14 protein-coding genes are annotated in these 12992 nt (G+C 63.3%); 11 read left to right on the top strand and 3 right to left on the bottom strand.

The annotated features are described in order from the left end of the window. Positions 1-35 precede the first annotated feature (35 nt). The 3 genes from IVB28_RS03820 to IVB28_RS03830 all read right to left on the bottom strand — a co-directional run bounded on the left by IVB28_RS03820 (position 36) and on the right by IVB28_RS03830 (position 2406). Positions 36-248: a cold-shock protein gene (locus IVB28_RS03820; protein ID WP_247440128.1), complete on the bottom strand. Its 213-nt coding sequence runs from the start codon at positions 246-248 to the stop codon at positions 36-38. 262 nt (positions 249-510) lie between these two features. Beyond that, positions 511-798, bottom strand: coding sequence for a translation initiation factor IF-1 (infA, locus tag IVB28_RS03825; RefSeq protein WP_148755275.1), 288 nt, complete (start codon positions 796-798; stop codon positions 511-513). A 24-nt stretch (positions 799-822) separates the two neighbouring features. Continuing rightward, positions 823-2406, bottom strand: a complete 1584-nt coding sequence (locus IVB28_RS03830; RefSeq protein ID WP_247524721.1) for a DEAD/DEAH box helicase — start codon at positions 2404-2406, stop codon at positions 823-825. 478 nt (positions 2407-2884) lie between these two features. Between IVB28_RS03830 and urtA the strand changes: the two genes are divergently transcribed. The 11 genes from urtA to ureC all read left to right on the top strand — a co-directional run bounded on the left by urtA (position 2885) and on the right by ureC (position 12879). Beyond that, complete coding sequence (urtA, locus tag IVB28_RS03835; RefSeq protein ID WP_247524722.1) at positions 2885-4213, top strand: urea ABC transporter substrate-binding protein; 1329 nt, start codon at positions 2885-2887, stop codon at positions 4211-4213. 83 nt (positions 4214-4296) lie between these two features. Continuing rightward, positions 4297-5904 (top strand): urea ABC transporter permease subunit UrtB, encoded by a 1608-nt coding sequence (urtB, locus tag IVB28_RS03840; protein ID WP_247524723.1) that lies wholly within the window; start codon positions 4297-4299, stop codon positions 5902-5904. Beyond that, a complete protein-coding gene (urtC, locus tag IVB28_RS03845) occupies positions 5901-7070 on the top strand; it encodes an urea ABC transporter permease subunit UrtC (RefSeq protein WP_247524724.1) in 1170 nt (389 codons plus the stop codon). The genes urtB and urtC overlap by 4 nt, the downstream gene beginning before the upstream one ends. Positions 7071-7074: 4 nt before the next feature. Continuing rightward, positions 7075-7836, top strand: coding sequence for an urea ABC transporter ATP-binding protein UrtD (gene urtD / locus IVB28_RS03850; RefSeq protein WP_247524725.1), 762 nt, complete (start codon positions 7075-7077; stop codon positions 7834-7836). Positions 7837-7839: 3 nt separating this feature from the next. Then, on the top strand, positions 7840-8535 hold the full coding sequence (gene urtE, locus IVB28_RS03855) for an urea ABC transporter ATP-binding subunit UrtE (protein ID WP_247524726.1): 696 nt from the start codon (positions 7840-7842) through the stop codon (positions 8533-8535). Positions 8536-8565: 30 nt separating this feature from the next. Beyond that, complete coding sequence (locus tag IVB28_RS03860) at positions 8566-9396, top strand: urease accessory protein UreD (RefSeq protein WP_247524727.1); 831 nt, start codon at positions 8566-8568, stop codon at positions 9394-9396. Between the two features lie 37 nt (positions 9397-9433). Beyond that, positions 9434-9736: an urease subunit gamma gene (locus IVB28_RS03865; RefSeq protein ID WP_007605424.1), complete on the top strand. Its 303-nt coding sequence runs from the start codon at positions 9434-9436 to the stop codon at positions 9734-9736. Between the two features lie 9 nt (positions 9737-9745). Beyond that, on the top strand, positions 9746-10051 hold the full coding sequence (locus IVB28_RS03870) for an urease subunit beta (protein ID WP_061880972.1): 306 nt from the start codon (positions 9746-9748) through the stop codon (positions 10049-10051). 68 nt (positions 10052-10119) lie between these two features. Then, positions 10120-10587 carry a DUF559 domain-containing protein gene (locus IVB28_RS03875; RefSeq protein WP_247524728.1) on the top strand — a complete coding sequence of 156 codons (468 nt, stop codon included), beginning with the start codon at positions 10120-10122 and terminating at the stop codon, positions 10585-10587. Between the two features lie 2 nt (positions 10588-10589). Beyond that, on the top strand, positions 10590-11129 hold the full coding sequence (locus IVB28_RS03880; RefSeq protein WP_247524729.1) for an HD domain-containing protein: 540 nt from the start codon (positions 10590-10592) through the stop codon (positions 11127-11129). Positions 11130-11163: 34 nt separating this feature from the next. After that, the gene (gene ureC, locus IVB28_RS03885) at positions 11164-12879 is read left to right on the top strand and encodes an urease subunit alpha (protein WP_247524730.1); all 1716 of its coding nucleotides are present in this window, start codon (positions 11164-11166) and stop codon (positions 12877-12879) included. Positions 12880-12992: the final 113 nt, after the last annotated feature.

Raw genomic sequence — 12992 nt, forward strand, 5'->3', positions numbered from 1 at the left:
TTGGCGCAAGCCGATCGGGCCAAGCGCCCGGCGGTTCAGCCTGCGTCGCGCAGGTTGTCCGCTGCCGACTTGCCGGAACGGCGGTCGGCCACGATCTCGTAGGAGACCTTCTGACCTTCACGCAGCGTGCCGAGGCCTGCGCGCTCGACAGCGCTGATGTGGACGAACACGTCCTGGCCGCCATCGTCGGGCTGAATGAAGCCGAAGCCTTTGGTCGCGTTAAACCACTTCACGGTTCCCATGCTCACGGGGGTAGTCCCTTCTCAGATAACACAATGTTGGAGCCCGCTCGCGCAGGCCGGTTAGATCGAATTTTTGGAAGGGTCGTCAGCGTGTCTGAACCGGCTGTACCGGTGGATGCTAATGTCGTCCGGCCGAAAATCGATAATTCATTTTATCGGAATTGAGGCCCTAAAACAATCCGGCCTTGCACGATTTTTTGATCCGCCGCGGGGTCCACGGCGGATCGACAGGCAGATCGGAATCTGCCGCACTCACGCCAGCAACCGCCTAGCGACGGCGGAACTGGCCGCCGCGCTGGCCCGGACGAGGCGGTCCACCCGCCCCGCTGGGACGTTCGTCCTTGTGGCGGAAAATCAGCCGGCCCTTCTCGAGGTCATAGGGCGACATCTCCACCGTCACGCGGTCGCCCGCCAGCGTCTTGATGCGGTTCTTCTTCATCTTGCCGGCGGTATAGGCCACGATCTCGTGTCCGGCGTCGAGTTGCACGCGGTAGCGGGCGTCGGGGAGGATTTCGGTGACCAGTCCTTCAAACTGGATCAGCTCTTCCTTAGCCATGTGGGGGTCTCCAGTCGTGGACTGTTAGTTCGAATGAGGGTTGCGGTTCGGTCGGCCGTTGGGGCGGCTCTCGCGACGCAAAAAGGCAACGCCTTGTATTCCATCAGGCCTGCCGGCGCTATGAGCGGGACGCTGTTCCGACCGATCGGCGGGTGAGGCGTTCATCTTACCACCGGCACCGCGGTGGCGGCGAGACCCCTTGGAGGCGTTGTGGCCTTCACCGAGCCTGCCATCAACAGGTCTGCCCTCGTTATGGCGGCCTTCGCCGGGCCGTCCATCGCCCTGCCTGCCGGCGCTGTGATGGCGCCCCTCGGCATGCCGTTCGTCGGCACGTCGTCCGTCACCGTGCCGGGCGCCCTGGGAGCGCTGGCCCGGGCGGCCGGACCGGCCCTGTCGCTGCTGCGGCGGGGGAGCGCCGGCGTCGCGGCGGCCGGCGTCGGTGCGATGGTCCTCACGCGGCAGCGTCACTTTGATCAGCCGCTCGATGTCGCGGAGATAGCTGAGTTCCTCGCCGCCTGCGACCAGCGAGATCGCGGTGCCCTCGGCGCCAGCGCGCGCGGTGCGGCCGATGCGGTGAACATAAGTCTCGGGCACGTTGGGGAGGTCGAAATTGATGACGTGGGTGATGCCGTCGACGTCGATGCCGCGAGCAGCGATATCGGTAGCAACCAGCGTGCGGATTTCACCGGTACGGAACTGGGCAAGCGTCCGTTCGCGATGGTTCTGCGATTTGTTGCCATGGATGGCGCTGGCGGGGATGCCCGCCTTCTCGAGTGTCTTAACGACCTTGTCGGCGCCGTGCTTGGTGCGCGTGAAGACCAGGGCCCGATTGACCTGCTCGTCCTTCAGCAGCTTGGCAAGGAAGCCGGGTTTCGAAGAGAAGTCGACCTGGATGATACGCTGCTGGATGCGCTCCACCGTCGAGGAAACCGGGGTGACCGCAACGCGGGCCGGGTCCCGCAGCATGGCGTCGGCGAGCTCGGCGATGTCCTTTGGCATGGTGGCCGAGAAGAACAGCGTCTGCCGCTTGATCGGCAGCTTGGCGACGATTTTGCGGATATCGTTGATGAAGCCCATGTCGAGCATGCGGTCGGCCTCGTCGAGCACGAGGAACTCGACGCTGGAAAGCCTCAAGCCATTGCTCTGCACGAGGTCGAGCAGGCGGCCGGGGGTGGCGACCAGAACGTCCACGCCCTGCATCAGTGCGCGGACCTGACGGCCCATCGGCACGCCGCCGATGGCGAGCGTCGAAGATAGGCGGACGTGGCGGCCGTAGGCGTTGAAGCTGTCCATGATCTGGCCGGACAGTTCGCGGGTCGGAGAGAGCACCAGGACACGGCAGGTCTTGGGCTGCGGCTTGATGCGGTTCTCGAGCAGGCGGTGCAGAATCGGCAGCGCGAAGGACGCGGTCTTGCCGGTTCCGGTCTGGGCGATGCCGACGACGTCGCGGCCGGTCAGCGCGGTCGGAATCGTCTGGACCTGGATGGGGGTGGGGGTGACGTAGTTCTCTTCAGCGAGAGCACGCGCGATGGGTTCGGCGAGGCCGAAATCCTGAAACGAAGTCAAAAGATGGGTTCTTTCCATGTCAAAAGCGGGCGCCCGGCGCATTCAGCGCGGCGCGCGCAAGAGGGTGTCGAGAAGACACCTGCGTGTTTAGGGTGTCGGACGGCTTGGGAGATGGGGCAAGCCAGAGGCCCGTAGGGGCTTAAGAACACGCGGCTCGCAACGACCTGCTGATTCGCAAGAGGTCTCGGCTGCTCATATGGAACATCGAGCGGGCGGTTTCAAGGCAGCCGCGCTTGAAATTGCGATTGCGGTGCAGAAATAGTTATGCCGGAAATTTAGCCAGATTTGACGATGCGCTCAAAAAATAGACAGTCTGCCGCTTTGGCATACATCTGGAATGCTCAAGATTTGAGCTCATTGTTGATGGCGAAAGTTTGATTTCAGGCGATTAGTTCAATGAAAACAGGTCGTTAATGGGTGTCCAGTCCATGGCACGGTTCTTGCGAATCCGTTAATCGCAGGCGGCCGTGGGGCCGTTTCGCAGCGTTTTTCACGTCTGCGTCAGGGAGAAGAGACACTCATGCTTAGCAAATCCATTCACGATATAGCGGCGTCATTTAGCCGCCGCGGCGTTCTCGCTGCGAGCGCCAGCCTGATGCTCGGCCTGGCTCCATTGACCGGCGCGAAAGCCGCCGACGACACCATCAAGGTCGGCGTGCTGCACTCCCTTTCCGGCACCATGGCCATCAGCGAAACCACGCTGAAGGACACCATCCTTTTCCTGATCGACCAGCAGAACAAGAAGGGCGGCGTGAACGGCAAGAAGCTTGAGGCCGTCGTCGTCGATCCCGCCTCCAACTGGCCGCTGTTCGCCGAGAAAGCGCGTGAGCTGATCACCAAGGACAAGGTCTCGGTGGTGTTCGGCTGCTGGACCTCGGTGTCGCGCAAGTCGGTGCTCCCGGTGTTCAAGGAGCTGAACAGCGTCCTGTTCTATCCCGTGCAGTACGAGGGTGAGGAAAGCGAGCGCAACGTGTTCTACACGGGTGCGGCGCCGAACCAGCAGGCGATCCCCGCCGTCGACTACCTGATGAAGGAAGAGAAGGTGAAGCGTTGGGTGCTCGCGGGCACCGACTACGTCTATCCACGCACCACCAACAAGATTCTGGAAGCCTATCTGAAGTCCAAGGGTGTCGCCCAGGAAGACATCATGATCAATTACACGCCGTTCGGTCACTCCGACTGGCAGACGATCGTGGCCGACATCAAGAAGTTCGGCTCGGCCGGCAAGAAGACCGCGGTGGTCTCGACCATCAACGGCGACGCCAACGTTCCTTTCTACAAGGAGCTCGGCAACCAGGGCATCAAGGCGAAGGACATCCCGGTCGTCGCGTTCTCGGTGGGTGAGGAAGAGCTCGCCGGCATCGACACCAAGCCGCTGGTCGGCCATCTCGCCGCCTGGAACTACTTCGAGTCGATCAAGACCAAGGACGGATCGAACGAGAAGTTCATCAAGGACTGGCAGGCCTACACCAAGAATCCGAAGCGCGTGACCAACGATCCGATGGAAGCGCACGTGATCGGCTTCAACATGTGGGTCAAGGCGGTCGAGAAGGTGAAGTCGACCGATCCGGACAAGGTGATCGACGCGCTTCCCGGCATCGAAGCCCCGAACCTGACCGGCGGCGTGTCGAAGATGCTGCCGAACCACCACATCACCAAGCCGGTGTTCATCGGCGAGATCAAGGGCAACGGCCAGTTCGACGTGGTCTGGAAGACCCCCGGCCTCGTCGCGGGCGATGCCTGGTCAAAGGAGCTCGACGGTTCCAAGGACCTGGTCGGCGACTGGGTCGGCAAGAAGTGCGGCAACTTCAACACCAAATCGAACAAGTGCCTCGGTTCCGGCTCCTGATCCGCATCTGACACTCCATTGCACGATCGGAGAAGGCGGCGATCCCGCCGCCTTCTCCACTCATTCCGCCGGGGTCATTCACAGTGCTAGCCTATTTGTCCGCGCGCCTCTGCTCGCTTGCGCTCTCGTTGTTGCTGATCGCGTTCGCGCCGCCGGCCCTCGCCGGTCCGTTCGAGGATGGGGTCGCCAAATTCGCCAATGACGATTATTCCGACACGGAAGAGGCAATCGGCGTAGTGGCGGGCAGCGGCAATCCACTGGCTTTCCCCATCATCAGCGCGCTCCAGGACGGCCGCCTCATGGCCGACCCCGACAGCAAGAAGGTTTACGTCACCGGCACCGACGGCAAGTCGATCGATGCCGCGACCGGTCAGCCGGTGGCCAGCGTTCCCGACAGCGCGAGCGCGGTCCGCCTCAACAACCGCCTGCGCCGCAGTGTCGATGCCGCGGTTGGCGGCCTGACGCTCCAATCGCCGGACGTCGGGACGCGGCTTCAGGCGGCGCAGTCCGTCTTCAAGTCGCATGAGGAGACCGCGCTCGAGGCGGTCGACGCCGCGCTTGCCAAGGAAACCAGCAGATCCGTCAAGACGGCGCTGGGCGAGGCCCGCGCAGCCATTCTGCTGTTCAAGGCGGATGCCTCCGAGGTCGAGAAGCTCGAGGCGGTCGCGACGCTCAAGGTCCGCGGCGACCAGGAGGTGATGGCGCTGCTCACCGGCCTGGGCGACCAGCCGCCTTCGGTGACCAAGGCCGCCGCGAGCGCGATCGGATCGATCCAGTCTTCGCTCGCCATCTGGTCCATGGTTCAGAATGCCTGGTACGGCCTCTCGCTCGGTTCGGTGTTGCTGCTCGCCGCAATCGGGCTCGCCATCACTTTCGGCGTGATGGGCGTGATCAACATGGCGCATGGCGAAATGGTCATGATCGGGGCCTACACCACTTTCGTAGTGCAGGAGGTGATCCGCACCCGCTATCCCGGCCTGTTCGACTATTCGCTGCTGATCGCCGTGCCGCTCGCCTTTGTCGTCGCCGGCGCGATCGGCGTATTGATCGAGCGCAGCATCATCCGCTTCCTCTACGGCCGTCCGCTGGAGACGCTGCTGGCGACCTGGGGCCTGTCGCTGGTGCTGCAGCAGGCGGTGCGCACCATGTTCGGCCCGACCAACCGCGAGGTCGGCAACCCCTCCTGGATGAGCGGCGCGTTCGAGTTCGGCCAGATCACCATCACCTATAACCGGCTCTGGATCCTCGTGTTCACGCTCGCCGTGTTCGCGATCCTGCTCGCGATGCTGCGCTACACCGCGCTGGGCCTCGAGATGCGCGCGGTGACGCAGAACCGCCGCATGGCGGCCTCGATGGGCATCGCCACCTCGCGCGTCGATGCGCTCACATTTGGACTCGGTTCCGGCATTGCCGGCATCGCCGGGGTGGCGCTGTCGCAGATCGACAATGTCAGCCCCAATCTTGGCCAGAGCTACGTCATCGACAGTTTCATGGTCGTGGTGTTCGGCGGCGTGGGCAATCTCTGGGGCACGCTGGTCGGCGCCTTCACGCTCGGCATCGCCAACAAATTCCTGGAGCCGGTCGCCGGCGCGGTGCTCGGCAAGATCGCCATCCTCGTTCTGATCATCCTGTTCATTCAAAAGCGGCCGCGCGGTCTGTTCGCGCTCAAGGGCCGTGCGGTGGAAGCATGACCCCTCACATGCTGACGCGATCGCTGGATCGCAGCGCGACGATCTTCCTTGCCGTCGTCGCGGCCTGCGGCATTCTCATCCCGCTCTCCAACCTCCTGTTGCCTGCAGGGTCGTTCCTGCAAGTGCCGACCTATCTCGTCGCGCTGTGGGGCAAATACGTCTGCTATGCCATCCTCGCGCTCGCGATCGATTTGATTTGGGGCTATTGCGGCATCCTCTCGCTCGGCCACGGCGCGTTCTTCGCGCTCGGCGGCTACGCCATGGGCATGTATCTGATGCGGCAGATCGGCAGCCGCGGCGTCTACGGCAACCCGATCCTGCCCGACTTCATGGTGTTCCTGAACTATTCGAAGCTGCCCTGGTACTGGTACGGCTTCGACATGTTCTGGTTCGCCGCGCTGATGGTGCTGGTCGTGCCGGGCCTGCTCGCCTTCTGCTTCGGCTGGCTCGCGTTCCGCTCCCGTGTCACCGGCGTGTATCTCTCGATCATCACGCAGGCGATGACCTATGCGCTGCTGCTCGCCTTCTTCCGCAACGATTTCGGCTTCGGCGGCAACAATGGCCTGACCGACTTCAAGGACATCCTCGGCTTCAACGTCCAGGCCGAGGGCACGCGTGCCGCATTGTTCGCGCTGAGTTGCCTCGCGCTGATCGTCTGCTTCCTGATCTGCCGCGCCATCGTTTCCTCGAAGCTGGGCAAGGTCTTGATCGCCGTGCGTGACGCGGAATCGCGCACCCGCTTCCTCGGCTACCGCGTCGAATCCTACAAGCTGTTCGTGTTCACGGTGTCGGCCTGCATGGCCGGCGTTGCCGGCGCGCTCTACGTGCCCCAGGTCGGCATCATCAATCCATCCGAATTCGCGCCGGGCAATTCGATCGAGGCGGTGATCTGGGTCGCGGTCGGCGGCCGCGGCACGCTGGTCGGCGCTGCGCTCGGCGCCGTCGTCGTCAACTACGCCAAGACGTTCTTCACCTCCGGCATGCTGGCGCCGTACTGGCTGTTCATGCTCGGCGCATTGTTCATCCTGGTGACGCTGCTGCTGCCGAAGGGTATCGTCGGCACCTTCAACACCTGGTGGGATTCGTCCAAGGAAAAGCGCAACGCCGCAACCCTGGCGAGCGCTGCGGCCGAAGACGGCGTTATCGAACCCAAAATGGCGGAGTAGCGCGATGAACGTCATGGACACTCGCACAACATCTGCGATGCTCTATCTCGACGGCGTGCACGTCTCGTTCGACGGATTCCATGCCATCAACAATCTGTCGCTGACGCTCGAGCCCGGCGAGATGCGCGCCATCATCGGCCCGAACGGCGCTGGCAAGACCACGATGATGGACATCATCACCGGCAAGACCAAGCCGGACGAGGGCACCGTCCTGTTCGACGGCGTCACTGATCTCACGCGGCTCGACGAGACCCGCATCGCCGAGCTCGGCATCGGCCGCAAATTCCAGAAGCCGACCGTGTTCGAGAGCCAGACCGTGCAGGACAACCTCCTGCTCGCGCTCAATGTCGATCACAGCGTCAAGGGCACGCTGTTCTGGCGCGGCAGCAAGGCCGAGTCCGAGCGCATCGACAAGGTGCTGGAGACGATCCGTCTCACTGACGCCCGCAACCGTCTTGCCGGCAGCCTCAGCCACGGCCAGAAGCAGTGGCTGGAGATCGGCATGCTGCTCGCGCAGGATCCGAAGCTCCTGCTCGTCGACGAGCCGGTCGCAGGGATGACCGACGTCGAGACGCATCTCACCGCCGAGTTACTCAAGGAAATCAACAAGACCCACACCGTGATGGTGGTCGAGCACGACATGACGTTCGTGCGCGAGCTCGGCGTCAAGGTCACCTGCCTGCACGAAGGCACCGTGCTCGCGGAAGGAACCATCGACCAGGTCTCGTCCAACGAGCGGGTCATCGAAGTTTATCTGGGACGCTGAGCCATGCTTGAGGTCAAGGACATCAACCTGTTCTACGGCGCGGCGCAGGCACTGCGCGGCGTCTCGATCGCGGCCGAGCCGGGCAAGGTCACTTGCGTGCTCGGGCGCAACGGCGTCGGCAAGACGTCGCTCCTGCGTGCGATGGTCGGGCAATATCCGATCTCCTCGGGTGCGATCGTGCTCAACGGCAGCGACATCACGGCCCTGAAGCCCTATGAGCGCGCGCGCAAGGGCATCGGCTTCGTGCCGCAGGGCCGCGAGATCTTTCCGCTGCTGACGGTCGAGGAGAACCTCAAGACCGGCTTTGGTCCGCTCAAGCGCGAGGACAGGCACATTCCGGACGACGTGTTCTCGCTATTCCCGGTGCTGCAGTCCATGCTTGGTCGGCGCGGGGGCGATCTCTCCGGCGGTCAGCAACAACAGCTGGCAATCGGCCGCGCACTGGTGATGCGGCCAAAACTGTTGCTGCTCGACGAGCCGACCGAAGGCATCCAGCCCTCGATCATCAAGGACATCGGCCGCGCCATCTCCTATTTGCGCAATCTCGGCAACATCGCGATCGTGCTGGTGGAACAATATCTCGACTTTGCCTGCGAACTCGGCGACAGTTTCGCCGTGATGGATCGCGGCGCGGTGAAGTTCACCTGCGATCGCTCTAATCTCGATCCGGGCGAGATCAGCCGCCAGATGGCGCTGTAAGCCATCTGCAGCGACCGGCTGGGGAGGCGGATGCGCAGCGATTTTTCAGTCACGTCCGGGGTTTTCGAGGCGAACCGGGCTCGCGGCGCGGTGCGCTTCGACGTGCATGCGCGCGATGGTGTGACCCGGCGCGGCGTCTTGCATGAATCCGGCTCGCTGCGCGTGCGCTTTCCTTCGCCGGAAAGCGATGGACTCTCCGGCGTGTTCGTCAACACGGCCGGCGGGATCGCCGGTGGGGACAGTTTCGATATCGACATCACAGCGGGCCAGGGTTCGCGCCTGACATTGACGACGGCGGCCGCCGAAAAGGTCTATCGTGCGCCCGGGGCGGCGGCCCGCCTCGGTGTTGGATTGAAGGTCGATGAGGGCGCGCATCTCGCCTGGCTGCCTCAGGAAACCATCCTGTTCGACCGCGCCAAGATCCACCGTCGCTTTGACATCGCGCTCGACGAGAACGCCTCGCTCCTGCTTTGCGAAATCGTCGTATTCGGCCGCACCGCCATGGGCGAACGGATGGAGCAGGGCGAGTTCGTCGATCGCTGGCGGCTGCGTCGTGGCGGCAGGCTGGTGTTTGCCGAGACGATCCGGCTCGACGGCAATATCGGCGCAAAGCTCGACCGATCGGCCGTTGCCAAAGGCGGCGCCGCGATCGGCACAGCCTTGATCGTCCCCGGCGACGAGACCCTCATCGAGCGCCTTCGCGAGGCCTCGGATGCATTCTCGGGTGAGGTCGGAATCTCGGCGTGGAATGGCTTTGCAATGGCGCGGTTCTGTGCCCAAGATGCGGCGCGCTTGCGCGCCGACATGATGGCGGTGCTGGCGCGTACCGGTGCGACTCTGCCGCGGCTCTGGCTGAATTGACTGGCTGAATTGACGTGTTGAACGGAAGAGATGTCGCATGAACCTGTCTCCGCGCGAAAAGGACAAGCTTCTAATCTCGATGGCAGCCATTGTGGCGCGCCGCCGGCTGGATCGCGGCGTCAAGCTCAACCATCCCGAGGCGATCGCGATCATCTCTGATTTCATCCTGGAAGGCGCGCGCGACGGCCGCACCGTCGCCGAGTTGATGCAATCCGGCGCGCAGGTCCTCACTCGCGACCAGGTGATGCCGGGAATCCCAGAGATGATCCACGACATCCAGGTCGAGGCGACCTTTCCGGACGGCACCAAGCTCGTCACCGTGCACGAACCGATCAGGTAGGAGAGAAGCATGATCCCCGGCGAACTCTTCATTCAGGACGGCGAGATCGAGCTCAATGCCGGCCGCAAGACCGTGACGCTGACGGTGGCCAACACCGGTGACCGCCCGATCCAGGTCGGCTCGCACTATCATTTCTTCGAGACCAACCCGGCGCTGAAGTTCGACCGTAAGAAGGCCCGCGGCATGCGCCTCGACATCGCGGCCGGCACCGCCGTCCGCTTCGAGCCCGGCCAGACTCGCGACGTGCAACTCGTCGCCATGGCCGGGAAGAAGACCATCTACGGCTTCCGCGGCGAAGTCATGGGGAAGCTTTGAAGCGATGTGAGGTGAGCACGCCGGTCAGGCTCCCTCCCCCCTTGCGGGGGAGGGTTGGGGAGAGGGGTATGCCAAACGACGAAGTCTCTCCGCTTCAAAGGACTCGCGCCAAACGCTTGAGGCGCGAGATGACTCGCGCGGAGACGCTGCTCTGGCGTTACCTGAAAGCCGATCGTCTCGCGGGTTTGGCCTTTCGTCGCCAGACCCCCATGGGCGGCTACATCGCCGATTTCGTCGCGCATTCCTGCAAGCTTATCGTTGAACTCGATGGCGAGAGTCACGACTTCGAAGAACGTATCCGGCATGATGAGCGCCGCGATCAATGGTTCGCATCTCGCGGTTATCGCGTGCTGCGTTTCAGCAATGAAGACATGATGAAAAATCTCGAGGGCGTTGTTCTTTCCATTCTCGAGGCGGCGGAGCAAGCGGCACCCCTCTCCCTAACCCTCCCCCGCAAGGGGGGAGGGAACCCTTCCAGCGATGCGCCCCTGACTCATGGCGAGGGTGGTGCGTCTCACGGTTCCGAGGAGGCATGATCATGCTGTCCCCAATCCGCCTCGTTTCCGAAGCCGCCGAATTCGCTGCGCATCGCCACAACGGAATGGCGCGCAAGGGGCGCGGCAACGAGCCCTACATCAATCATCTTGCCGAAGTCGCGAACCTGCTTGCGACGGCGACGGATGGTGTCGACGCCGAGCTGGTCGCCGCCGGCTGGCTGCATGATTGCGTCGAGGACACCGACACCACCCGCGAGGAGCTCGCGCAGCTGTTTTCCGAGCGTGTTGCCTCGCTCGTCGCGGAATGCACTGACGACATGAGCCTGCCGAAGGCCGAGCGGCGGCGGAAGCAGATCGAAGACGCTCCGCACAAATCTCCGGGCGCAAAACTGATCAAGATCGCCGACAAGATCAGCAATACAGGGGCGCGCATTCAGACCGACCCGAGTGCCGAGGAGCGCGACGATCTCGCAGATTACGTCGGATGGGCCACGCAAGTGGTCGCGGGCTGCCGCGGCGGCAATGCCTGGCTTGAAGAGAAATTCGATGATGCCGTGAAAGCAGCGAGGGCCTTGCTGTGACGCACCAAACATTCAAACGCAAACGGGGCTTGTGATGTCCGTCAAGATGAAGCGTTCCGTCTATGCCGACATGTTCGGCCCGACCACCGGCGACAAGGTGCGGCTGGCCGACACCGATCTCATCATCGAGGTCGAGAAGGATTTCACCACCTATGGCGAGGAGGTGAAGTTCGGCGGCGGCAAGGTGATCCGCGACGGCATGGGGCAGTCGCAGGTCACCAACAAGCAGGGCGCGGCCGACACCGTCATCACCAATGCGCTGATCGTCGATCACTGGGGCATCGTGAAGGCCGATGTCGCCATCAAGGACGGCATGATCGCTGGCATCGGCAAGGCCGGCAATCCCGACATCCAGCCCGGCGTCACCATCATCATCGGTCCCGGCACCGATGTGATCGCAGGCGAAGGCAAGATCCTCACCGCCGGCGGCTTCGACAGCCACATCCATTTTATCTGCCCGCAGCAGATCGAGCACGCGCTCATGAGCGGGGTGACCTCGATGTTGGGCGGCGGCACCGGCCCCTCGCATGGCACCTTCGCCACCACCTGCACGCCAGGTCCCTGGCACATCGCGCGGATGATCCAGTCGTTCGACGCCTTTCCGGTCAATCTCGGCATTTCCGGCAAGGGCAACGCCTCGCGGCCTGCCGCGTTGGTCGAGATGATCAAGGCCGGCGCCTGCGCGCTGAAGCTGCACGAGGATTGGGGCACGACGCCGGCGGCGATCGACAACTGCCTGTCGGTTGCCGACGCTCACGACATCCAGGTGATGATCCACACCGATACGCTGAACGAATCCGGCTTCGTCGAGGACACGATCAAGGCGTTCAAGGGCCGCACCATCCATGCCTTCCACACCGAGGGCGCCGGCGGCGGTCACGCGCCTGACATCATCAAGGTCGCCGGCCTGAAGAACGTGCTGCCGTCCTCGACCAACCCGACGCGGCCCTTCACCCGGAACACCATCGACGAGCATCTGGACATGCTGATGGTGTGCCACCACCTCGATCCCTCGATCGCGGAAGATCTGGCCTTCGCCGAGAGCCGGATTCGCAAGGAAACCATCGCCGCCGAGGACATCCTGCACGACCTCGGCGCGCTCTCGATGATGTCCTCGGACTCGCAGGCCATGGGCCGGCTCGGCGAGGTCATCATCCGGACCTGGCAGACCGCGGACAAGATGAAGAAGCAGCGCGGGGCATTGCCGCAGGACAAGGGCAAGGACAACGACAATTTTCGCGTCAAGCGCTACATCGCCAAATACACCATCAATCCGGCGATCGCGCACGGCGTGTCGAAGCTGATCGGCTCCGTCGAGAAGGGCAAGCTTGCCGATCTCGTGCTGTGGTCGCCGGCCTTCTTCGGCGTCAAGCCGGACTGCATCGTCAAGGGCGGCAGCATCGTCGCCGCGCCCATGGGCGATCCCAACGCCTCGATCCCGACGCCGCAGCCGGTGCACTACCAGCCCATGTTCGGTGCCTACGGCAAGGCGCGCACGGCATCCTCCGTGGTGTTCACCTCGAAAGCGGCGATCACCGGCGGCCTCGCGCGAAAGCTCGGCATCGAGAAGAAGCTCTATGCCGTCCAGAACACCCGCGGCAAGATCTCCAAGAAGAGCATGATCCACAACGACGCCACGCCTGACATCGAGGTCGATCCGGAGACCTATGAGGTGCGCGCCGATGGCGAGCTGCTCACCTGCGCGCCTGCCGAGGTGCTTCCGATGGCGCAGCGATATTTCATGTACTGAAAATAGCGCCTCAACGCATGTCCCAAGAATATGTCCCAAGAACATGTTCTAAGCGCATGCCCGGGAGAGGCTTTTGCGGTTTTGCGTTCGATCCCGCCTGGTCTAATGTCGGC

Source organism: Bradyrhizobium sp. 199 (assembly GCF_023073355.1).
GTDB lineage: Bacteria > Pseudomonadota > Alphaproteobacteria > Rhizobiales > Xanthobacteraceae > Bradyrhizobium.